21 protein-coding genes are annotated in these 22,088 nt (G+C 71.8%); 12 read left to right on the forward strand and 9 right to left on the reverse strand.

The features are described from left to right. Nucleotides 1-68: 68 nt before the first annotated feature. Entirely contained in the window at nucleotides 69-1,601 is a 1,533-nt protein-coding gene (locus J116_RS22500; protein WP_023589341.1) for a S8 family serine peptidase, read from the reverse strand. 250 nt (nucleotides 1,602-1,851) lie between these two features. Between J116_RS22500 and J116_RS22505 the strand changes: the two genes are divergently transcribed. The 3 genes from J116_RS22505 to moaA all read left to right on the forward strand — a co-directional run bounded on the left by J116_RS22505 (nucleotide 1,852) and on the right by moaA (nucleotide 5,017). Continuing rightward, nucleotides 1,852-2,235, forward strand: coding sequence for a DUF485 domain-containing protein (locus J116_RS22505; RefSeq protein WP_023589342.1), 384 nt, complete (start codon nucleotides 1,852-1,854; stop codon nucleotides 2,233-2,235). Beyond that, the gene (locus J116_RS22510) at nucleotides 2,232-3,866 is read left to right on the forward strand and encodes a solute symporter family protein (RefSeq protein ID WP_023589343.1); all 1,635 of its coding nucleotides are present in this window, start codon (nucleotides 2,232-2,234) and stop codon (nucleotides 3,864-3,866) included. Before J116_RS22505 ends, J116_RS22510 begins: the two co-directional genes overlap by 4 nt. 161 nt (nucleotides 3,867-4,027) lie before the next feature. Then, a complete protein-coding gene (moaA, locus tag J116_RS22515) occupies nucleotides 4,028-5,017 on the forward strand; it encodes a GTP 3',8-cyclase MoaA (RefSeq protein WP_023589344.1) in 990 nt (329 codons plus the stop codon). A 39-nt stretch (nucleotides 5,018-5,056) separates the two neighbouring features. Here the strand turns inward: moaA and J116_RS22520 are convergent, their stop codons facing one another. Beyond that, nucleotides 5,057-5,317, reverse strand: coding sequence for a hypothetical protein (locus J116_RS22520; protein ID WP_023589345.1), 261 nt, complete (start codon nucleotides 5,315-5,317; stop codon nucleotides 5,057-5,059). Between the two features lie 149 nt (nucleotides 5,318-5,466). Further along, nucleotides 5,467-5,880, reverse strand: a complete 414-nt coding sequence (locus J116_RS22525) for a DUF3099 domain-containing protein (RefSeq protein ID WP_023589346.1) — start codon at nucleotides 5,878-5,880, stop codon at nucleotides 5,467-5,469. Nucleotides 5,881-6,108: 228 nt separating this feature from the next. Between J116_RS22525 and J116_RS22530 the strand changes: the two genes are divergently transcribed. Continuing rightward, nucleotides 6,109-6,384, forward strand: coding sequence for a GlsB/YeaQ/YmgE family stress response membrane protein (locus J116_RS22530; RefSeq protein ID WP_023589347.1), 276 nt, complete (start codon nucleotides 6,109-6,111; stop codon nucleotides 6,382-6,384). 106 nt (nucleotides 6,385-6,490) lie between these two features. On the opposite strand, the gene tyrS is transcribed toward J116_RS22530, so the two are convergent. The 3 genes from tyrS to J116_RS22545 all read right to left on the reverse strand — a co-directional run bounded on the left by tyrS (nucleotide 6,491) and on the right by J116_RS22545 (nucleotide 10,807). Continuing rightward, entirely contained in the window at nucleotides 6,491-7,759 is a 1,269-nt protein-coding gene (gene tyrS, locus J116_RS22535) for a tyrosine--tRNA ligase (RefSeq protein ID WP_023589348.1), read from the reverse strand. A 50-nt stretch (nucleotides 7,760-7,809) separates the two neighbouring features. After that, on the reverse strand, nucleotides 7,810-9,201 hold the full coding sequence (locus J116_RS22540) for a TldD/PmbA family protein (protein WP_028964412.1): 1,392 nt from the start codon (nucleotides 9,199-9,201) through the stop codon (nucleotides 7,810-7,812). Between the two features lie 82 nt (nucleotides 9,202-9,283). Next, nucleotides 9,284-10,807 (reverse strand): TldD/PmbA family protein, encoded by a 1,524-nt coding sequence (locus J116_RS22545; RefSeq protein ID WP_023589350.1) that lies wholly within the window; start codon nucleotides 10,805-10,807, stop codon nucleotides 9,284-9,286. A 269-nt stretch (nucleotides 10,808-11,076) separates the two neighbouring features. Between J116_RS22545 and fabG the strand changes: the two genes are divergently transcribed. The 3 genes from fabG (at nucleotide 11,077) to J116_RS22560 (ending at nucleotide 13,128) form a co-directional block, all read left to right on the forward strand. After that, nucleotides 11,077-11,796, forward strand: coding sequence for a 3-oxoacyl-[acyl-carrier-protein] reductase (gene fabG / locus J116_RS22550; RefSeq protein ID WP_023589352.1), 720 nt, complete (start codon nucleotides 11,077-11,079; stop codon nucleotides 11,794-11,796). Nucleotides 11,797-11,801: 5 nt separating this feature from the next. Continuing rightward, nucleotides 11,802-12,569 (forward strand): enoyl-ACP reductase FabI, encoded by a 768-nt coding sequence (gene fabI / locus J116_RS22555; RefSeq protein ID WP_023589353.1) that lies wholly within the window; start codon nucleotides 11,802-11,804, stop codon nucleotides 12,567-12,569. A 142-nt stretch (nucleotides 12,570-12,711) separates the two neighbouring features. Then, nucleotides 12,712-13,128, forward strand: coding sequence for a hypothetical protein (locus J116_RS22560; RefSeq protein WP_394331511.1), 417 nt, complete (start codon nucleotides 12,712-12,714; stop codon nucleotides 13,126-13,128). On the opposite strand, the gene J116_RS22565 is transcribed toward J116_RS22560, so the two are convergent. After that, nucleotides 13,094-13,786: a FadR/GntR family transcriptional regulator gene (locus J116_RS22565; RefSeq protein ID WP_023589355.1), complete on the reverse strand. Its 693-nt coding sequence runs from the start codon at nucleotides 13,784-13,786 to the stop codon at nucleotides 13,094-13,096. The genes J116_RS22560 and J116_RS22565 overlap by 35 nt on opposite strands. 148 nt (nucleotides 13,787-13,934) lie before the next feature. Between J116_RS22565 and J116_RS22570 the strand changes: the two genes are divergently transcribed. The 4 genes from J116_RS22570 to J116_RS22580 all read left to right on the forward strand — a co-directional run bounded on the left by J116_RS22570 (nucleotide 13,935) and on the right by J116_RS22580 (nucleotide 16,789). Next, nucleotides 13,935-15,302 (forward strand): CynX/NimT family MFS transporter, encoded by a 1,368-nt coding sequence (locus J116_RS22570; RefSeq protein WP_023589356.1) that lies wholly within the window; start codon nucleotides 13,935-13,937, stop codon nucleotides 15,300-15,302. Nucleotides 15,303-15,320: 18 nt separating this feature from the next. Beyond that, entirely contained in the window at nucleotides 15,321-15,437 is a 117-nt protein-coding gene (locus J116_RS31305) for an SGM_5486 family transporter-associated protein (RefSeq protein ID WP_099048189.1), read from the forward strand. Nucleotides 15,438-15,633: 196 nt separating this feature from the next. Next, the gene (locus J116_RS22575) at nucleotides 15,634-15,906 is read left to right on the forward strand and encodes a hypothetical protein (RefSeq protein WP_023589358.1); all 273 of its coding nucleotides are present in this window, start codon (nucleotides 15,634-15,636) and stop codon (nucleotides 15,904-15,906) included. Nucleotides 15,907-16,270: 364 nt separating this feature from the next. Further along, entirely contained in the window at nucleotides 16,271-16,789 is a 519-nt protein-coding gene (locus tag J116_RS22580) for a SixA phosphatase family protein (RefSeq protein ID WP_023589359.1), read from the forward strand. A 128-nt stretch (nucleotides 16,790-16,917) separates the two neighbouring features. On the opposite strand, the gene serB is transcribed toward J116_RS22580, so the two are convergent. After that, nucleotides 16,918-18,126 (reverse strand): phosphoserine phosphatase SerB, encoded by a 1,209-nt coding sequence (gene serB / locus J116_RS22585; RefSeq protein WP_028964414.1) that lies wholly within the window; start codon nucleotides 18,124-18,126, stop codon nucleotides 16,918-16,920. A 264-nt stretch (nucleotides 18,127-18,390) separates the two neighbouring features. Between serB and J116_RS22590 the strand changes: the two genes are divergently transcribed. Then, on the forward strand, nucleotides 18,391-21,003 hold the full coding sequence (locus J116_RS22590) for an ABC transporter ATP-binding protein/permease (RefSeq protein ID WP_023589361.1): 2,613 nt from the start codon (nucleotides 18,391-18,393) through the stop codon (nucleotides 21,001-21,003). Between the two features lie 65 nt (nucleotides 21,004-21,068). Here J116_RS22590 and J116_RS22595 read toward each other — a convergent pair whose 3' ends face one another. Further along, entirely contained in the window at nucleotides 21,069-21,827 is a 759-nt protein-coding gene (locus tag J116_RS22595) for a transglycosylase SLT domain-containing protein (protein ID WP_023589362.1), read from the reverse strand. Between the last annotated feature and the right edge of the window lie 261 nt (nucleotides 21,828-22,088).

Consider the following 22,088-nt stretch of genomic DNA (forward strand, 5'->3'; position numbering starts at 1 on the left):
TTTCCGGACATGAAAGAGCCCGGGCACGGCTCGCGCGCCCGGGCTCCCCCTCCCCAATCAGATGTGCGTCACCAGCGCACCGCGTCCAGCGCGTCGACCAGGCCGGCGCCGTAGAAGCCGTTGTGCAGCTTCCCGCCCTCGCAGACCCCGTCGACCTTGCCGTCGCCGTTGATGTCGTACGGGTTCGTGCAGGCACGGTCGTCGGCCTGCGCGTACAGCAGACCCTTCACCATCGCGGGGGTGGCGTAGGGGTGCTTCGACTTGATGAGCGCGGCGACGCCCGCGGCGTGCGGGGACGCCATGGACGTGCCGGCCTTGTAGTTGTAGCCGCCGTTGACCGTGGTCGACAGGATGCGGCCGTTCACGGCCGGGGCCGCCGGGGTCTGGTACTCGGTGCGGTCACCGCCCGGGGCGGCGATGTCCACGACACCCATGCCGTAGTTCGAGTACGACGCCTTCAGGTCCTTGGCACCGGTCGAGGAGACGGTGACCATGCCGGGCAGCATCGTCGGGATGTCGGGGCACGCGCTCGGGTCGATCACGCGGTCGACCGGAGTCGTGTCGTTCGGGCTCGTGGAGTCCGTGATCTCGTCCGACGCCAGGTCGAACGCCGAGTTGCCCGCGGCGGCGACGTTGACGGCGCCCTTGCTCTCCGCGTACCGGGTGGCGCGCTTGAGAGCCTCGAACAGCGCGCCCTGGTCCGGGTCGTTCTTGCAGTTGAACATCCACGGGTCGACGTAGTAGCTGTTGTTGGTGACCTCGACCCCGTGGTCGGCCGCCCACATGAAGCCGCACACGACGGCCTCGGTGTAGAAGAATCCGTCCGGGTTCGACACCTTGATGCCGGAGACCTTCACGCCCGGCGCGACACCGGTGACGCCGACGCCGTTCTTCGCGGCGGCGATCGTACCGGCGACGTGCGTGCCGTGGTCGCTCTCGCCCGGGGCGGGACGCCACGAGCCCTCGGTCGTGTCGGCCTTGCCGGTCACGCAGTTCGCGGACGCGGCGCGGTCGAAGTTCGGCGCCAGGTCCGGGTGGGTGTCGTCGACACCGGTGTCGATCACCGCGACGGTGACCTTGCTGCTGCCCATGCTGATGTCGTGGGCCTTGTCCGCCTTGATGGCGGGCAGGCTCCACTGCAGCGGCTCCAGCGGGTCCTGGCCGTCCTCCGCCGCCGCGGCGGCCTCGCGGGCCTCCTGCGCGGTGAGCGGCTCGGCGGCCTCGTCCATCTCCGTGGTCGCGACCGGAGTCAGCGGCGCGGTGCGCGTGGCGCCCGCCGACTGCACGCCGCCGACGGCGCGGATGGTCTCGGCGAAGGCCGGGTTCTTGGAGTGGACCACGATGACGCCGATCGCGTCGTACGAGGTCACCACCGTGCCACCGGCCGCGGATATCGCCTTCTTCACCTTGGCGAGGTGGCGACCGCCCGCCGTGTTCACCACATACGAGAGCTCCGGGCCGTCGGAGGCGACGGCGGCCGGAACACCCTCGGCCGGTGCGGCCGAGGCGGCACTCGCCGGCAGGAAGCCGAGCGAGGCCGTGAGCGCCAGACCGACGGGCAGAGCGAGTGCGCGCCCGCGCCTGGTTCCCAGATGAGCCATGGGTTCTCCACATCATCCGTGACGCCCGCCCACAGAACAGGTTGGGCGGGTACATGACGAGCGAAGCTATCGCTGATCATCCCAAGTCAGCAATGAGTTCGGTGAAGAAATCGGGTGGAAAGAAGACGTGGGATGAACCTCGGCGTGCCGCACCCCGTGACGTTGTCAGGGGAGGGAGCCCGGACGGCTTCCCGGCACCCGTGAGGTGACCCCGCTCATGCCCACAGCACCCGCGCAGCGAGGAGTTCCCGTGGCCACCGAAGCACCGCCGCCCCCAGGGGGCGCGGACACCGCTCCCGTCCAGCCCTCGACGGAGTCGTTCGTCCAGACCCAGCAGAGCGAGGAGTTCGGCGAACTGCGCCGCGCGCACCGCTCGTTCGCCTTCCCGCTCACCGTCGCCTTCATCGCCTGGTACCTGCTCTACGTGCTGCTCTCCAACTACGCGGGCGGCCTGATGGGCACCCGCGTGGTCGGGAACATCAACGTGGCGCTCGTCCTCGGCGTCGCGCAGTTCGTGACGACGTTCCTCATCGCCTGGTTCTACGCCCGGCACGCGGCCGAGAAGCTCGACCCCAAGGCCGAGGCGATCAGAACCCGCATGGAGAACGAGCTGCGCACGGAGGCCGACGCATGAGCACCCCCCTCACCCTGGCCGCCCCGCTCGCCGCGGGCGGCGCCGCGAGCGAGCACCGGCCGCTCATCATCACCCTCTTCGCCTGCTTCGTCGTCGCCACCCTCTTCATCACCGTGTGGGCCGGCAGGCAGACCAAGAGCGCCGCCGACTTCTACGCGGGCGGGCGGCAGTTCACCGGCTTCCAGAACGGCCTGGCCATCTCCGGCGACTACATGTCCGCCGCGTCGTTCCTCGGCATCGCCGGGGCCATCGCCCTCTTCGGGTACGACGGCTTCCTCTACTCCATCGGGTTCCTCGTCGCCTGGCTGGTCGCCCTGCTGCTCGTCGCGGAGCCGCTGCGCAACTCCGGCCGCTTCACGATGGGAGACGTCCTCGCGTACCGGATGCGCCAGCGGCCCGTGCGCACCGCCGCCGGAACCTCCACCATCGTCGTGTCGATCTTCTACCTGCTGGCGCAGATGGCAGGCGCCGGTGTCCTCGTCTCGCTGCTGCTCGGCATCACCAGCGACATGGGCAAGATCGCCATCGTCGCGCTGGTCGGCGTCCTGATGATCGTCTATGTGACGATCGGCGGGATGAAGGGCACCACCTGGGTGCAGATGGTCAAGGCCGTCCTGCTCATCGCGGGCACCCTGCTCATCACCTTCCTCGTCCTGCTGAAGTACGGCTTCAACGTCTCCGAACTGCTCGGCAAGGCCGCCGAGAACAGCGGCAAGGGCGCCGCCTTCCTGGAGCCCGGCCTCAAGTACGGCGTCAGCGCCACCTCGAAGCTGGACTTCATCTCGCTCGGCATCGCCCTGGTCCTCGGCACCGCCGGACTGCCGCACATCCTCATCCGCTTCTACACGGTCCCCACCGCCAAGGCCGCCCGTAAGTCCGTCAACTGGGCCATCGGCATCATCGGCGCCTTCTACCTGATGACCATCGCGCTCGGCTTCGGTGCCGCCGCCATCGTCGGCCCCGCCGAGATCACCGCGTCGAACAAGGCGGGCAACACCGCCGCCCCGCTGCTCGCCCTGCACATCGGCGGCGCCGACTCGCCGGGCGGCGCGATCCTGCTCGCCGTCATCTCCGCGGTCGCCTTCGCGACGATCCTCGCCGTCGTCGCCGGGCTCACCCTCGCCTCGTCCTCGTCGTTCGCGCACGACATCTACGCCAACGTCATCCGCAGGGGCCAGGCGACCGAGAAGGAGGAGGTCCGCGCCGCCCGCTGGGCGACCGTCCTCATCGGTGTCGTCTCCATCGGCCTCGGCGCGCTCGCCCGCGACCTCAACGTCGCCGGGCTCGTCGCCCTCGCCTTCGCGGTCGCCGCCTCCGCCAACCTGCCGACGATCCTCTACAGCCTGTTCTGGAAGCGCTTCACCACCCAGGGCGCCCTGTGGTCGATCTACGGCGGCCTCACCGCGTCCGTCGTCCTCGTGCTGTTCTCGCCGGTCGTCTCCGGCAAGGCCAGCTCGATGTTCCCGGACGCCGACTTCGCCTGGTTCCCGCTGGAGAACCCCGGCCTCATCTCCATCCCGCTCGGCTTCCTCCTCGGCTGGCTCGGCTCGCTGCTGTCGAAGGAGCGGCCCGACACGGGCAAGTACGCCGAACTGGAGGTCAAGTCCCTCACCGGTGTCGGAGCGCACTGACCCGCACACCATGAGCGATAACCGGCGGCCGTGTCGTAGGACCCTACGACACGGCCCCGCCGCTTCCTGGGCCAAACGCCCCACGAGACGGCGCCCGGGGTCGCGTAGGCTCGGAGAAAGACCGCATACGAACAGCAGGTCGAACCGGGAGGGCGCCCACCGTGCTCATCGACACCTACGGCCGGGTGGCCACGGACCTGAGGGTCTCGCTGACCGACCGGTGCAATCTCCGCTGTACGTACTGCATGCCCGAGGAGGGCCTGCAGTGGCTGGGCAAGCCTGACCTCCTCACGGACGACGAGATCGTCCGCCTGATCCGGATAGCGGTGACCGACCTCGGCGTCACCGAGGTCCGCTTCACCGGCGGCGAGCCGCTGCTGCGGCCCGGCCTGGTCTCCATCGTCGAGCGGTGCGCCGCCCTGGAGCCCCGCCCCCGGATGTCGCTCACCACCAACGGCATCGGCCTCAAGCGCACCGCCACCGCCCTCAAGGCCGCCGGGCTCGACCGGGTCAACGTCTCCCTGGACACGCTGCGCCCCGACGTCTTCAAGGCCCTCACCCGCCGCGACCGCCACCACGACGTGCTCGACGGCCTGGCCGCCGCCCGCGACGCCGGGCTCACCCCCGTCAAGGTCAACGCGGTGCTGATGCCCGGGCTCAACGACGACGAGGCGCCCGACCTGCTCGCCTGGGCCGTCGCCCACGACTACGAGCTGCGGTTCATCGAGCAGATGCCGCTGGACGCCCAGCACGGCTGGAAGCGCGACGGCATGATCACCGCCGGGGACATCCTCGCCTCGCTGCGCACCCGCTTCACGCTCACCCCGGAGACCGACGAGGAGCGCGGCTCCGCGCCCGCCGAGCGGTGGACCGTGGACGGCGGCCCGCACCGCGTCGGCGTGATCGCCTCCGTGACCCGCCCGTTCTGCCGGGCCTGCGACCGCACCCGGCTCACCGCCGACGGCCAGGTCCGCACCTGCCTGTTCGCCCGCGAGGAGACCGACCTGCGCGGGGCGCTGCGCTCCGACGCGCCGGACGAGGAGATCGCCCGTATCTGGCGGCAGGCCATGTGGGGCAAGAAGGCCGGGTCCGGGCTCGACGACCCGTCGTTCCTCCAGCCCGACCGCCCGATGTCGGCGATCGGCGGCTGACCCGCCGGGGCCGCAGGCCGGGCCGTCGGCGCCGGGTGCCTACCTGGGGCCGGCTGCCGTCCCGGGGCCGGACGGGGACTCGGGGCCGGACGGGGACTCCCACTCGGCCAGCGTCACGACGTCCTTGAGGAAGCCCCGTACGCCGAGGAACTGCGACAGGTGCTCCCGGTGCTCCTCGCACGCCAGCCATGTCTTGCGGCGCTCGGGGGTGTGCAGCTTCGGGTTGTTCCACGCCAGCACCCACACGGCGGCGGCCCGGCAGCCCTTGGCGGAACAGATCGGGTGGTTCTCGTCGCTCACAGCACTATCCCAACAACCACGTACGGACAAAGGCGACGCCGGGCAGCCACGGGGGGAGCTGCCCGGCGTCGGTCCGTCGCTCCGACGGGGGATGCGGAGCGCTCACGCAGTATGTCACGCGCGACCCGGTGGAGTGCACTGGAACTTCACTATTGATCTGAGCTCTTCTTGAGCTTTCTCTCCTCGGCGTCGCCCGTCGGCGCCTCCGCCGGGGCCTGAGCCGGGTCGTGAGCCGGATCGTCCGTGTCCGGCTCGGGCTCCGGGGCCTCCAGCGCCGGGTGCGACACCGGCGGCACCGACACGAACGTGGACGGCAGCTTCGGCGCCGTCTCCCGGCCCGCGTTCGCGACGACCACCGCGATGTACGGCAGGACGGCCCCCAGGACGAGCGCCACGATCGCCACATGCCGCTCGACGTTCCACAGCGCCGCCGCCGCGATCACCGACAGCGTACGGACGGACATCGAGATCACATACCGCCGCTGACGGCCGCGGACATCGTCCGCCAGACCCTGCCGGGCACCCGTGATCGTGAAGACCTGGGCGCCGCCGTGCTTCCGCATCGCGTTCCACCACCGACCTTGCGCGCCGGTCGCTTCCCGGACCGGACCTGCTTCCACGGTACGCCCGCCACCCGGCGTGCCCGCGCCCGGCCCCGCCCCCCGCACGCCCCCTCGATCCCGTACCGGTCCCGTGCGGGCCACGGATGGACGTGCCCGACATGCGCCGTACGTCCGGTGGGCCGAGACTGTCAGGGACTGCTCACGTCGATCCGTTCCGAGGAGGCAGCCATGGGCTGGTTGTGGGCGATTATCGTCGGATTCGTGCTGGGCCTGCTGGCGAAGGCCATCATTCCGGGCAAGCAGCACAGTCCACTCTGGCTGATCACCATCTTCGGCATCATCGGTGCCATCGCCGGAAACGCCCTCGCCCGAGCGTTCGGGATCGAGGCGACACCCGGCATCGACTGGGGCAGGCACGCTCTCCAGGTCGTCGCCGCGGTGGTCGTCGTCGGACTCGGCGACATGCTGTACATGGCCATGCGCGGCAATCGCCAGCGCGCCTGACCGGCCGGACCCGGCCACCACACGGCCCTGACGGGCGCCGACACGAAACGGGGGCGGCCCGGGAGCGCGAAGCTCCCGGGCCGCCCGGCCGTCGTACGGCTCCGGCTCAGCCGGCCTTGACCTCGACCGCCGCCAGGTTCTTCTTGCCCCGGCGCAGCACGAGCCACCGCCCGTGCAGCAGGTCACCGGCGGACACCGTGGCGTCCTCGGCGGTCACCTTCACGTTGTTCACGTAGGCGCCGCCCTCCTTCACCGTGCGTCGCGCCGCCGACTTGCTCGGTACGAGGCCGACCTCGGCGAACAGGTCCACCACCAGGCCCGGCTCGGCGACCTCCGCCTTCGGCAGCTCGGACAGCGCGGCCGCCAGCGTCGCCTCGTCCAGCTCCGTCAGCTCACCCTGCCCGAACAGCGCCTTCGACGCCGCGATCACGGCCGCGCACTGCTCCGCGCCGTGCACCAGCGTCGTCAGCTCCTCGGCCAGCGCGCGCTGCGCCGTACGGGCCTGCGGGCGCTCCTCGGTGACCTTCTCCAGCTCCTCCAGCTCCTCGCGGCTCTTGAAGCTGAGGATGCGCATGTAGCCCGAGATGTCCCGGTCGTCCACGTTCAGCCAGAACTGGTAGAACGCGTACGGGGTGGTCATCTCCGGGTCCAGCCAGACGGCGCCGCCCTCGGTCTTGCCGAACTTGGTGCCGTCCGCCTTCGTCATCAGCGGCGTCGCCAGCGCGTGCACGTGCGCGTCCGGCTCCAGGCGGTGGATCAGGTCGAGACCGGCCGTGAGGTTGCCCCACTGGTCGCTGCCGCCCTGCTGGAGGACACAGCCGTACCGGCGGTACAGCTCCAGGAAGTCCATGCCCTGGAGCAGCTGGTACGAGAACTCCGTGTAGCTGATGCCCTGCTCGGACTCCAGGCGCCGGGCCACGGAGTCCTTGGTCAGCATCTTGTTGACCCGGAAGTGCTTGCCGATGTCCCGCAGGAACTCGATGGCGGACATGCCGCCCGTCCAGTCGAGGTTGTTGACCATGGTGGCCGCGTTGTCACCCTCGAAGATCAGGAACGGCTCGATCTGCGAGCGCACCCGCTCGACCCACGCCGCGACCGTCTCCGGGGAGTTCAGTGTCCGCTCGGCGGTCGGCTTCGGGTCGCCGATCTGCCCCGTCGCCCCGCCCACCAGCGCCAGCGGGCGGTGTCCCGCCAGCTGGAGCCGGCGCATGGTGAGCACCTGCACCAGATGGCCCACGTGCAGGCTGGGGGCGGTCGGGTCGAAGCCGCAATAGAACGTGACCGGACCGTCCGCGAGAGCCTTGCGCAGGGCGTCCTCGTCGGTGGACTGGGCGAACAGCCCGCGCCACTTGAGCTCGTCGACGATGTCCGTCACGGGTCCCTTGCCTCCTTGGTGCATGTCTGTGAACCCCGCCAGTCTATGGGTCACACCCCCTGGCTCACCGAACTCATATGGAAGTCCGGCACCCGCAGCGGCGGCATCGCGGCCCGCGTGAACCAGTCGCCCCACTCGCGCGGCAGCGTCCGCTCCGTACGGCCCGCCTCCGACACCCGGCCCAGCAGGTCCACCGGCGACTCGTTGAACCGGAAGTTGTTCACCTCGGCCACCACCTCGCCGTCCTCCACCAGGTACACGCCGTCCCTGGTCAGACCGGTCAGCAGCAGCGTCGCCGGGTCCACCTCGCGGATGTACCACAGGCACGTCAGCAGCAGCCCCCGGCGGGTCGCGGCGACCATCTCCTCCAGCGACCGGCCGTCCCCGCCGTCCAGGATCAGGTTCCCCGCCCCCGGCGCCACCGGCGAACCGGTCAGCGCCGCGCTGTGCCGCGTCGCGACCAGCCGCTCCAGACGGCCCTCCTTGATCCACTCGACCGGCTCCACCGGCAGCCCGTTGTCGAACACCGACGCGTCGTCGCCCGACGCGTGGGCGATCACGAACGGTGCCGACTCCAGGCCGGGCTCCGCCGGGTCGCTGCGCAGCGTCAGCGGCAGCGACGCCAGCCGCTCCCCGACCCGCGTGCCGCCACCCGGCCGGGAGAACACCGTCCGGCCCTCCGCCGCGTCCCGGGCCGCCGCCGACCACTGCTGGTACACCAGCAGGTCCGCCACGGCGGTCGGCGGCAGCAGCGTCTCGTACCGGCCCGCCGGGAGCTCCACCCGGCGCCGCGCCCACTCCAGGCGCCGCGCCAGGTCCTCGTCCATCGCCAGCGGGTCCACGTCCGCGAAGTCACGGGTCGCCCGGCCCGCCCACGCCGAACGGGAACGGTCCGGCGACTTGGCGTTCAGCTCCAGCGTCCCGTTCGGCTGGTCGTGCCGCAGCCGCAGGCCCGTGGACGTGCCCACGTACGTGGAGGTCAGCTCGTGGCTGGCGAACCCGTACAGCTCGCGGCCCCCGGCGCGCGCCCGGCCGAACGCCTCGCCCAGTGCGGGCGCGAACGCCCCGAACACCGCCGACGACGTCTCCGCCGGTGCGTCCCGGAAGCCCGGCGACTCCGGCACCCCGGCGACCAGCGGCTGCGCGTCCTCGGCGGGACCCGCCGCCCGCGCCGCCGCCTCCGCCGCCCGTACCAGCGGCTCCAGCTCGTCGGCGGTCACCGCCGAGCGCGACACGACACCGGACGCCGTGCCCTGTGCCCCGTCCACCGTCGCGACGACCGTGAGGGTGCGGCCCCTCGTCACGCCGTTGGTGGTCAGGGCGTTCCCCGCCCAGCGCAGGTTCGCCGAGGAGTGCTCGTCCGCGAGGACCACGCACCCGTCCGCGCGGGACAGCTCCAGCGCCCGCTCGACGATCTCGTACGGCTTGCTCACCCGACTCATCGGCCCGCCTCCCGCGCGGTGTTGACACTGTGCTTGCCCGGGGGGCGACTCCCGGACCCCCGGCAGATCATGCTCCGCCCGCTCATCGGCCCGCCTCCTGCGCCGTATTGAGGATGTTCACGCCCCGGAACAGGGCCGACGGGCAGCCGTGCGAGACCGCCGCGATCTGGCCCGGCTGGGCCTTGCCGCAGTTGAACGCGCCGCCCAGGACGTACGTCTGCGGCCCGCCGACCTTCTCCAGCGACCCCCAGAAGTCCGTCGTCGTCGCCTGGTACGCCACGTCCCGCAGCTGGCCCGCGAGGCGGCCGTTCTCGATGCGGAAGAACCGCTGCCCGGTGAACTGGAAGTTGTACCGCTGCATGTCGATCGACCAGGAGCGGTCACCGACCACGTAGATCCCCCGCTCGACCCCGCCGATCAGGTCCTCCGTCGAGAGGCCGCCCGGCTCGGGCAGCAGCGACACGTTCGCCATCCGCTGCACCGGCACATGCGACGGCGAGTCCGCGAACGCGCACCCGTTGGACCGCCCGAGCCCCGTGAGCCGCGCGATCCGCCGGTCCAGCTGGTAGCCGACCAGCACCCCGTCCTTCACCAGGTCCCACGACTGCGCCTCGACGCCCTCGTCGTCGTACCCGATCGTCGCCAGCCCGTGCTCGGCCGTGCGGTCACCCGTCACGTTCATGACCGGCGAGCCGTACCGCAGCTTGCCCAGCTGGTCGAAGGTGGCGAACGACGTGCCCGCGTACGCCGCCTCGTAACCGAGCGCCCGGTCCAGCTCGGTGGCGTGCCCGACCGACTCGTGGATCGTCAGCCACAGGTTCGACGGGTCCACGACCAGGTCGTACGTCCCCGCCTCCACGCTCGGCGCGCGCATCTTCTCCGCCAGCAGCGCCGGGATCTCCTCCAGCTCCGCGTCCCAGTCCCAGCCCGTGCCGGTCAGGTACTCCCAGCCGCGCCCGGCCGGGGGCGCCAGCGTCCGCATCGACTCGAACTCGCCGCTCGTCGCGTCCACCGCCACCGCCGTCAGCTGCGGGTGCACCCGGACCCGCTGCTGCGTGGTGACCGTCCCGGCCGTGTCGGCGTAGAACTTGTTCTCGTGGACGGTCAGCAGCGACGCGTCCACGTGCGCCACCCCGTCCGCGCGCAGCAGCCGCGCGCTCCACTCCGCGAGCAGCGCGCTCTTCTCGGCGTCCGGCACGGAGAACGGGTCGATCTCGTACGAGGAGACCCACGTCCGCTCCGCGTGCACCGGCTCGTCCGCCAGCTCCACCTTCTCGTCGCTGCCCGCCGCCGCGATCACCCGCGCCGAGAGCTGCGCCATGGCCACCGCCTGCGAGGCGACCTTCGCGGCGGCGTCCATGGTCAGGTCCACGCCCGACGCGAACCCCCACGCCCCGCCGTGCACCACCCGCACCGCGTACCCGAGGTCCGTCGTGTCGGACGACCCGGCGGGCTTGGCGTCCCGCAGCCGCCAGGAGGCGCTGCGCACCCGCTCGAACCGGAAGTCGGCGTGATCGGCTCCCAGCGCCCTGGCCCGGGCGAGCGCCGCGTCCGCGAGCGCCCGCAGGGGCAGGGCGAGGAACGCCTCATCGATGTCATGGGCCACAGGCGGCCTTCCCTTCACACATGGTCGCGTCCGTCGTCATCACCATGGCGATCACTACGGCGATCACTACGGCGATCACTATGGCGCAGGCGGACGCCGACTGCGCCGATCCGGCCGGGAGCCGGGGAACCGGGCGCGGCCTGAGCCGCGGCCGACTGTAGAGATCCAACAGTCAGGGCAGCGAGGCCCTGTCGAGGCCGGATTCGGTCGATGGCCGGTCGTGGCGATAGTTTCGACGCGTACCAGACCGCTATCGAAAGGGTGATCCGATGAGCCGCTCGGTTCTCGTCACCGGAGGCAACCGGGGCATCGGCCTCGCCATCGCCCGCGCTTTCGCCGACGCCGGCGACAAGGTCGCGTTCACCTACCGGTCCGGCGAGCCGCCCGCCGAGCTCGTGGAGCTCGGCTGCCTGGGCGTGCGGTGCGACATCACCGACTCCGAGCAGGTGGAGACCGCCTACAAGGAGATCGAGGAGAAGCACGGCCCCGTGGAGGTCCTCGTCGCCAACGCGGGCGTCACCAAGGACCAGCTGCTCATGCGGATGTCCGAGGACGACTTCACCTCCGTCCTCGACACGAACCTCACGGGCACCTTCCGCGTCGTGAAGCGGGCCAACCGCGGCATGCTGCGCGCCAAGAAGGGCCGCGTCGTGCTCATCTCGTCCGTCGTCGGCCTGCTCGGCTCGGCGGGCCAGGCGAACTACGCCGCCTCCAAGGCCGGCCTCGTCGGCTTCGCCCGCTCGCTCGCCCGGGAGCTGGGCTCCCGCAACATCACCTTCAACGTCGTCGCGCCCGGCTTCGTGGACACCGACATGACGAAGGTGCTCACCGACGAGCAGCGCGCGGGCATCGTCTCGCAGGTGCCGCTGGGCCGCTACGCGCAGCCCGAGGAGATCGCGGCCGCGGTGCGCTTCCTGGCGTCGGACGACGCCTCGTACATCACTGGAGCCGTCATCCCCGTTGACGGCGGATTGGGCATGGGTCACTGAGTCACATGAGCGGAATTCTCGAGGGCAAGCGCATCCTCATCACCGGTGTGCTGATGGAGTCCTCCATCGCGTTCCACACCGCCAAGGTGGCCCAGGAGCAGGGTGCCGAGGTCATCCTCACCGCGTTCCCCCGCCCCACCCTCACCGAGCGCATCGCCAAGAAGCTGCCGAAGCCGGCCAAGGTCTTCGAGCTGGACGTCACCAACGACGAGCACCTCGCCCGTGTCGAGGAGACCGTCCGCGCGGAGCTCGGAGGCCTCGACGGCGTCGTCCACTCCATCGGCTTCGCCCCGCAGGACGCGCTCGGCGGCAACTTCCTCAACACGCCGTTCGAGTCGGTCTCCACGGCCATGCACGTCTCGGCGTTCTCCCTGAAGTCGCTGACCATGGCGTGCGTGCCGCTGATGTCGAACGGCGGCTCGGTCGTGGGCCTGACCTTCGACGCGCAGTTCGCCTGGCCGCAGTACGACTGGATGGGCCCGGCCAAGGCCGCCCTGGAGGCCACCAGCCGCTACCTGGCGCGTGACCTCGGCGAGCGGAACGTCCGCTGCAACCTCATCTCCGCGGGCCCGCTCCGCTCGATGGCCGCCAAGTCCATCCCGGGCTTCGGCGAGCTCGCGAAGGTCTGGGACGAGCGCTCCCCGCTCGCCTGGGACATGACGGACCCGGAGCCCGCCGGCCGCGGTGTCGTCGCCCTGCTGTCGGACTTCTTCCCGAAGACCACGGGCGAGATCATCCACGTGGACGGCGGCGTCCACATCATGGGTGCCTGACGCCCGTATCCCGGGGATTCCCCTCGACGAGGCCGCGTGACCGTCACCCGATCGGCGCGCGGCCTCGGCGCGTGTGCGGCATCCTGAGGGAGCCGGGTGGCCGCCGCCTCCCGGCGCCCGGGGAGGAGGTGTGGCCGTGCCGATACGACTCCGACACCACCGGTCTGCCGCTCCGGCCGCCGTCTGCGTACTGGCCGCCGCGCTGTTCGCGGGTCCGGCCGCGCTGACCGGCTCCGCCGCGGCGGACGCGCGGCACCGCGCACCCGACGAGGCTCGGCGCCTGTCGGGTCAGGCGCACCGCGCATCCGACGAGCACGCGGGCGCCTCGTGCCGTACGGAGGTCGAGGGCTCCCGCGTCACCGCGTACTGCCACAACCCCTATCCCCGCATCGACCGGGTGCGCCTGCACGTCGAGTGCGCCCGCTGGTGGGACGTGGACGCCGACAGCGCCCCGGTCGAGGTGCCGGCCACCGCGTACGTCGAGTTGACCGAGCGGTGCTGGAAGGAGGTCAGGGCCGCCTGGGTCAGCCACGACCCGCTTCCGGCTCCGGGCTCCTGAGGCACATGAACGGATAGCCCGCGGCCTCCGCCGCCGCCGTGTCGGCGTCACCCGCGCGGATCGCCTCCACCAGCCGCCCGTGGTCCATGTGGTGCTCGGGGCGCAGCCGCTGCCCCACGTCGTCGCGGAGCCAGGCCCGCAGCAGATGCCCCAGATCGGCGTACAGCTCGATCAGCACGTCGTTGTGCGAGGCCGCCACCACCGCCAGGTGGAACGTCGCGTCCGCCGCCACGAACACGTCCGCGTCGCCCGTCTCCCACGCCGCCTCCCGCCGCGCGAGCAGCGTGTCCAGCTGCTGGAGGTCCCGCTCCGTGCGCCGCCCGGCGGCCAGCCGCGCCGCCGACGCCTCCAGCGTGGAGCGGAGCTCGGCGACGTGCCGGGGGTCCGCGTCGGCGAAGCGGCGGTGCATCACCCCGGCCAGCTCGCTCGTCGCGATGACGTACGTGCCCGAGCCCTGGCGGATGTCGAGGAGCCCGTTGTGGGCGAGGGCCCGCACCGCCTCCCGGACCGTGTTGCGGGCGACGCCCAGCTGCTCGACCAGCTCCGGTTCGGTGGGGATACGGGAGCCGACCGGCCACTCGCCGGAGGTGATCTGGTTCCGCAGCTGCGCGATCACCTGGTCGGAGAGCGCGGACCGGCGGGGCGAGCTGAGCGCCATGGGTTCTTCCTCGGAGTCGTAGGGGCGGGTCGCGAGGGAGCGTACGCGGTGGAGGGGGCCGTCGGCGGTGAGCGGGGCGACGGCGACCCGCCCCTCAGCATCGTTCAGGATTGGACAACCAATCATCCCATGATTCTATGATGGTCGTATGTCCGACGAGCCGCACGCCCCGACGCACACCCCCGTCCGTACCACCCCACGGCCCGCCGAACCCGCCACGGCGCAGGCCACGGCCACGGGCGCGGCGCCCGCACCAGAGCCCTCCAGCGTCTGGCTGCCCCGCCTCCTCGTCGTCGGCCTCGTCCTCGCCGCGCTCAACCTCCGCCCGGCCATCACCAGCCTCGGCGCCCTCCTGGAGGAGGTCCGCACCGGCCTCCACATGAGCGGCGGCGTCGCCGGACTCCTCACCTCCGTGCCGCCGCTGTGCTTCGCCGTCTTCGGCGTCGCCGCGCCCCGCCTGGCCCGCCGCTTCGGCCCGGCGGCGGTCGTCTGCGCGGGCATGGCGGCCATCGCCGCCGGAGTGCTCGTCCGCCCCTTCGCGGGCGGCACGCCGGGCTTCCTCGCCGCGAGCGCCCTCGCCCTCATGGGCATCGCGCTCAGCAACGTCCTGATGCCCGTCATCGTCAAGCGGTACTTCCCCGACCGCGTCGGCACGATGACCGGCCTGTACTCGATGGCCCTCGCCCTCGGCACGTCCCTCGCGGCAGCCGTCACCGTCCCGCTCACCGCAGCGCTCGGCGGCGGCTGGCAGACGGGCCTCGCGGTGTGGGCCGCGCTGGCCGCGCTCGCCGTCCTGTCGTGGATTCCGGTCGTACGGGACCACCGCGCGTCGGCGCGCCCCACCGCCCCCGCTCCCGCCCCCACCACCCCACCCGCAACCACACCCCCCACGACGGCGCGCGACGCGGCGGCCGAGGCACCCGCCGCCACGGCCGCGCCCCGAGTCGCCCGGAGCCGTACGGCGTGGGCGCTGGCCTGCTTCTTCGGCCTCCAGGCCACCGGTGCGTACATCACCATGGGCTGGCTGCCGCAGATCTTCCGTGACGCGGGCGTCCCCGCCGGGACCGCAGGGGTCCTGCTGGCGGTGACCATGGTCATGGGCGTCCCGCTCGCGTTCGTCATCCCGCGCGTCGCCGGACGGATGCGGCAGCAGGGGCCCATCGTGATCACCCTGGGCCTGTCCGGGCTCGCCGGGTACGCGGGGCTGCTCACCGCGCCCGCCGAAGGCGCCTGGCTGTGGGCGGTCCTGCTCGGCGTCTCGAACTGCGCCTTCCCGCTCGCGCTGACCATGATCGGCATGCGGGCCAGGACGGGCGCCGGCGTCGTACGGCTGTCGGCGTTCGCGCAGTGTGCCGGGTACCTCCTGTCGGTCCCCGGACCGATCCTCGTGGGCGCCCTGTACCAGCACAGCGGCGGCTGGACAGCGCCGCTCGTCCTGATGGCGGGCCTGATGGTGCCGCAGATGGCGGCCGGTGTGCTGGCCGGACGGGACCGCACCGTCGAGGACGGCGACTGAGGGTGCGAGACTGGTGCCATGCCTGTGCTCGACCCGAACCCCCAGAACGGCCAGAAGAAGCTGCTCGCCGTCTTCGGCGCCATGCTCGCGATCGGCGTGGTGATCGGCATCGTCGCCACCATCGCCTCACCGTGACCCCACCGCACCCGGCCCGGCCGCCCCGCGTCTGACGCGACCCGGCCACCGGCCCCGGACGCCGGGGGTGGGGCTGTACCCCCGTCCCCTAGGGGACGGGGATCAGGGTCGGATGGGGGAAGAACCGGATGGGCCCGCCGCCGGACAGTCCGTAGCGTGAAACCACCACGGACCCGCGATCACGACGGAGGCGGCCATGCCGGCCCGTACGCCCACCCGACCCCGCGCCACCGCGCCCGCCGCAGCCACCGCCCCCGCGCGCGCCGGGGCCGTCGCCACCGCGCCCGCCGCTTCCACCGCGGCCGTCGGCGCGGACGCCCGGCTGCCCTGGTGGGCGATAGCCCTCCCCGCCGCCGCCTTCACGGCGCTGTTCCTCCTCCTCCCGGCCCCCGGACACCCCCGCGCGACGGACGGCGAGCCCGCCGTGGGCCGGTTCCTCGAACACGTCCGGCACACCATCGCCTCGTAGGGCCCCGTCCGCCGCCACACGCGCGGGCGCGGGTCCCGGCTCGCACGCCGCTCACAGCCGGGGAGCACCAAGGTGCGGCGCCACGAGGGCATCACCACCTTGCCCGTGAGCGCGGCGTCGTCAGCCAGAGCGGGAGCCGGCCGATCAGCCGGTCGGCGTTCCGTCACGGCGGGCGGAGGGGAGGCCGCGGCCGCGGCGTACAGCCCGACCACCGCGAACCCGACGCGCACCCGGACCCGGCGACGGAGGCCGACCGGCAGGCGCCCCGGCCCGACCCGAACACCCGCCCCGGCCCGGTCACCCGCGCAGGGGGAAGGCGTCAACACCCTGCGCCAGAGGGTCCGTTTCGTGCGAAGCTGGGGACATGAGCGTCGATACACCTCGCAGGATCGTGCTACTCCGGCATGCGAAGGCCGACTGGTCCCAGGACGCGGACCACGAGCGTCCGCTCGCCGACCGGGGCCGCCAGGAGGCGCCCCTCGCCGGGCGTCGGCTCGCGAGCGCCGGCATCACCCCCGACCTGACCCTGTGCTCGACCGCCGTGCGCACCCGCGAGACGTGGAAGCTGGTGGTCCACGAGCTGCCCCAGCGACCCAGGACCGTCTACGACGAGCGGGTCTACGAAGCCTCCCTCGGCGACCTGATCGCCCTGCTCAACGAGACACCCGAGGACGTGGACGACCTCCTCGTCGTCGGGCACAACCCCGGCATCCACGCCCTCGCCGACGCCCTCGCCGGAGACGCCGAGGGGGACATCCTGCCCCGGATGAACCGCAGCGGCTTCCCGACCTCCGCCTTCGCCGTCCTCACGTTCAGCGGCGAGTGGAAGACCTTGGAGCACGGCGTCGCCAGGCTGGTCGACTTCTGGGCGCCCCACGCGTGACCCCGGCGTGACCCCGCCCCGCCCGGCGGGGAGACGGCGACGGCCCGGACACCCACGAGGTGCCCGGGCCGTCGTACGTTGCCCGTCGCGTACGTCCCCGTCCGCGCGGGGCCGCGCTCGCCGCTCCGTCAGGAGGGCTCGGCGACGTCCGCCGCCTCGACCTCCTCGCGCGTGATGCCGAGCAGGTACAGCACGGTGTCGAGGAACGGCACGTTGACGGCCGTGTCCGCGGCCCGCCGCACCACCGGCTTGGCGTTGAACGCCACACCCAGGCCCGCCGCGTTCAGCATGTCCAGGTCGTTCGCGCCGTCACCGATCGCCACCGTCTGAGCCAGCGGCACTCCCGCCTCCGCCGCGAACCGGCGCAGCAGCCGCGCCTTGCCGGCCCGGTCCACGACCTCCCCGGTCACCCGGCCGGTCAGCTTCCCGTCCACGATCTCCAGCGTGTTGGCGGAGGCGAAGTCCAGCCCCAGCCGCACCTTCAGGTCGTCCGTGACCTGCGTGAACCCGCCGGACACCACCCCGACCTGGTAGCCGAGGCGCTTCAGCGTACGGATCAGGGTGCGGGCGCCGGGCGTCAGCCGCACCTCGGAGCGCACCTTGTCCACCACCGACTCGTCCAGGCCCTCCAACAGCGCCACCCGCGCGTGCAGCGACTGCTCGAAGTCCAGCTCGCCCCGCATCGCCGACGCCGTGATCTCCGCGACCTTGTCCTCGCACCCGGCGTGCGCGGCGAACAGCTCGATGACCTCGTCCTGGATCAGCGTCGAGTCCACGTCCATGACCACCAGCCGCTGCGCCCTCCGGTGCAGCCCGGCCGACACGACGGCGACGTCCACGCCCAGCTCGTGGCCCTCGGTGGCGAGCGCCGTCCGCAGCGGCTCGGTCTCCACCCCTGACACGGCGAACTCCACCGCCGTCACCGGGTACTTGGCCAGCCGGAAGATACGGTCGATGTTCCCGCCGGTGCGGGTGATGGTGGCCGCTATGGCCGCGGAGTTCTCCGCGGTCAGCGGGTTGCCCAGGACCGTCACATGGGAACGGCCGTGACCGCGGGGGCGGTTGTCGCCCGTACCGGAGATGATCTCCGCCTGGAGCTTCAGCGACTCGGCCCAGCTGTGGACGGTGGCCCGCAGTTCGCCCTCCGTGCTGACGGCCGGCTCGGTGACGAGCGCGCACAGGACGATACGGCCGCGGGTGACGACCTGCTCGATGTCCACGACATCGACGGAGAACGCGGCGAGGGTGTCGAACAGCCCGGCGGTGATCCCGGGGCGGTCCTTCCCGAAGATCTTCACGAGAAGGGTGGGAACGTCTGAGGTCTGTGATGCGCTCATGGTCCCTCCACCGTATCCGCACCGCCGTGAGCCCACCGCCCCTGTCCCGCCCTGCGGACATCCGGCCCGGCACCGGGCACCCGACACCCCGGACGTCAGGGGCCCGTCGCGGCTACGGGGCTTACGCCCGAGGTGGAATCATGTCTTCACACCGCCCGACTTTCGGATCGGGGACCCGGCCTGAAATAGTTCCACCTCGATGTTCGCCATCCCTAGACTCCCAGCGACGGGGGTACCTCGGGGGACAACTACGTGGGGCATGGAGTGCCGGAACTCGTACTGGAACTGAACGGAAGGACCTGGACCCTCGATCCGTCCAGGTCGTACACCCTCGGGCGCGACCCGCAGGGTGACGTGGTGATCGACGACGCGAGGGTCTCGTGGCGGCACGCCACGGTGAGCTGGGGCGGCAGGAGTTGGGTCATCGAAGACCACGGCTCCACCAACGGCACCTATGTGCAGGGCCAGCGCATCCACCAGATGGAAATCGGACCAGGTGCCGCCGTGCACCTGGGCAACGCCACCGACGGCCCGCGGCTGGACTTCACCGGTGCCGCCGCGCCCGCAGCCAGCGCCGCACCGGCCGGCGCGTACAACGCCCAGGCGCCGCAGGCACAGCAGCCCTGGCCCGGCCAGCAGCCGCCCGCGGCCCAGGCCCCGCAGCAGCCGCAGCAGTACCACCAGCCGCAGCCGCACCAGCCGCAACAGCACCACCAGCCGCCGCAGCAGTCCCACCAGCAGCAGCCCGCCTGGCAGCAGCAGAACCCGCAGCGGAACCAGCAGCCGGTCCCGCCGCAGCAGCAGATCCCGCACCAGCAGGGCGCCGCCGCACCCCACCAGGCGCCCGGCGCCCCGGGGCACGGCACGGACCGCAGCCCCACCACCTTCCACCAGCTGGCCCTCGGCCGCGTCATGCGCATCGGCCGCGCGCTCGAGAACGAACTGGTCGTCTCCGACCTCCAGGTCTCGCGCCACCACGCGGAGTTCACGGCGCACCCCGACGGCCGCTTCGAACTGCGCGACCTCGGCTCGCACAACGGCACGTACGTCAACGGCCAGCCGATCGCCAAGTCCGGCACCGTCCTCATCGGCCCGAACGACATCGTCGGTGTCGGCCACTCGACGTTCCGCATCGTCGGCGACCGCCTGGAGGAGTTCGTCGACACCGGCGAGGTCTCCTTCTCGGCCCGCCACCTCACGGTCACCGTCGACGGCGGCAAGCAGATCCTGAAGGACGTCTCCTTCGGCGTACCCGAGAAGTCGCTGATCGGCGTCATCGGCCCGTCCGGCTCCGGCAAGTCCACGCTCCTCAAGGCGCTCACCGGCTACCGGCCCGCCGACCAGGGCGACGTCCTCTACGACAACCGCAGCCTCTACAAGCAGTTCGCCGAGCTGCGCCAGCGCATCGGCCTCGTGCCGCAGGACGACATCCTCCACAAGGAGCTGACCGTCCAGAAGGCGCTGCGGTACGCGGCCAAGCTCCGCTTCCCCGGCGACACGGCCGAGGCCGAGCGCGAGGCCCGCATCGACGAGGTGCTGCGCGAGCTGAAGCTCGACATCCACAAGGAGAAGAAGGTCACCTCCCTCTCCGGTGGCCAGCGCAAGCGCGTCTCCGTCGCCCTGGAGCTGCTGACCAAGCCGTCCCTGATCTTCCTGGACGAGCCGACCTCCGGCCTCGACCCGGGCATGGACCGCGACGTCATGCAGCTGCTGCGCGGCCTCGCCGACGACGGCCGCACCGTCCTCGTCGTCACCCACTCCGTCGCCGAGCTCGGGCTCTGCGACAAGCTGCTGGTGATGGCGCCCGGCGGCTCCGTGGCCTACTTCGGCCCGCCGGAGGAGGCGCTGAACTTCTTCGGGTACGAGTCGTGGGCGGACGTCTTCTCCGCGTTCGAGAACTACCGCGACTACGACTGGGCCGGCCGCTGGAAGGGCTCCCAGCACTACCAGCTGTACGCGGCGGACATCGACGCCGTCGCCGCCCAGCCGGTCCAGATGCCGGTGCAGTCCGCCGCCAGGCCGCCCAAGCCGCAGAGCTGGGGCGCCCAGCTGTGGACCCTGATCCGCCGGTACGTCTCCGTGATCGCCTCCGACCGGGGCTTCCTCGCCCTGATGGTCATCCTCCCGGCGGTCCTCGGCGCGGTCTCCGTGGTCATCCCGGCCGACTTCGGCCTGGCCCCGCCGAAGCCGCCGTCCCGGTTCAACGGCGACGCCGGCACGATCATGCTCATCCTCGCGGTCGGCATGTGCTTCTCGGGCGCCGCCAACTCCGTACGAGAGCTGATCAAGGAACGGGTCATCTACGAACGGGAACGCGCCACCGGCCTGTCCCGCTCGGCGTACCTGATGTCCAAGGTGATCGTCCTCGGCGTCATCACGGCCTTCCAGGGCGTCATCATCTGCGCCATCGGCTTCACCCCGCGCGAGCTGCCCGCCGAGGGCCTGATCATGCCGCCCGCCGTCGAGCTGTGCGTCGTCGTCATCGCGCTCGGGCTGACCTCGATGATGGTCGGCCTGGTCATCTCGGCCCTGGTGAAGACCGCCGAGAAGACCATGCCGCTGCTGGTCATGTTCGCGATCGTCCAGGTCGTCTTCACCGGCATCCTGTTCAAGGTGTACGGGTCGCCCGGCCTGGAGCAGTTCGCCTGGCTCATGCCGTCCCGCTGGGCCATCGCCGGCGCGGGCTCCACGCTCGACCTGGCGCACCTCATGCCGCCGTGGGACCACAAGAACCCCACCGACCTGGACCCGCTGTGGGAGAGCACGGCCGGCCAGTGGGGCATGAACGTGTCGGTCCTGCTCGTCATGGCCCTCGTCCTCGGCATCGTCGTGGCGCGCCTGCTGCGCCGCCACGAGCCGGAGGTCATGCGCAAGTGACCCGCGCCACGCGCGCGTGAAGGGCGGCACCCCTCGGGGTGCCGCCCTTCCGCGTGTCCGACCGGTCAGTACGCGCTGTTCACGTTGTCCATGGAGCCGTACCGGTCCGCGGCGTAGTTGCACGCGGCGACGATGTTGGCGACCGGGTCCCACTGGCTCTTCTTCGTGCCGGGGATGTGGTACGCGTCGAAGGTCGGCTTGATGACCTGGAGCAGGCCGATCGACGGGACGCCGTTGCGGGCGTTGATGTCCCAGTTGTTGATCGCGTTCGGGTTACCGCTGGACTCCCGCATGATGTTGCGGTGGATGCCCTCGTAGGTACCCGGGATGTTGTGCTTCTTCATGATGTGCAGCGCCTCGCGGATCCACCCGTCGAGGTTGTTCGCGAACACCGGCTTGCGCGCGGCGGCGCGGCTCGCGGCGGCCTTGGCGGCCGCGCGCTCCTTGGCGGCGGCCTCCGCCTTCGCCTTCGCGGCTGCGGCGGCCTTGGCCTTGGCGGCGGCCTGCGCCTTCGCCTTGGCGTTCGCGGCTGCGGCGGCCTTCACCTTGGCGGCGGCCTCGGCCTTCGCCTTCGCCTCGGTGGCGGCCTGGAGCTCGAACGCCGACTTCTGCCCGGCGATGCCGGCCTGCAGTTCCGCGGTCCGGTAGCCGCTCCAGGCGGCGGCCGGGGCGGCGGCCACCTCCTTGACCTCCGCCTCGGCCGAGGCGTCGCTCGGGACGAGGGAGAAGGAGACGGCGGCGGCGGCGACGGCGGCCACGCCGGCGAGGGAGAGCTTGTGGTTCTTCTTGAGACGGCTGAGACCAGGGGTGCTGGACGGGGACATACAGTCGTACCTCTTCGAATCGCGGGAGTCGCACGCCGGGCGGCGTTGCGCCTGGCTTGGCGGGCGACGCCAGCAATTCTTAGCGGCCGCAAAAACCCGTGGCAAAGGTGTGACGTACGACCCGGGGTAGTGGATCAGCGGCTGCGCCACGACCCGGCCGCAGAGCCATGACACCCGCGCGACCAGCACTGATCGGACCGCGTACGGCTCCACTACGGAGTTTCGTACGTGATCTGCGCCCTATGCCCGGCCTCACACCGG

Source organism: Streptomyces thermolilacinus SPC6, from assembly GCF_000478605.2.
Lineage (GTDB): Bacteria > Actinomycetota > Actinomycetes > Streptomycetales > Streptomycetaceae > Streptomyces > Streptomyces thermolilacinus.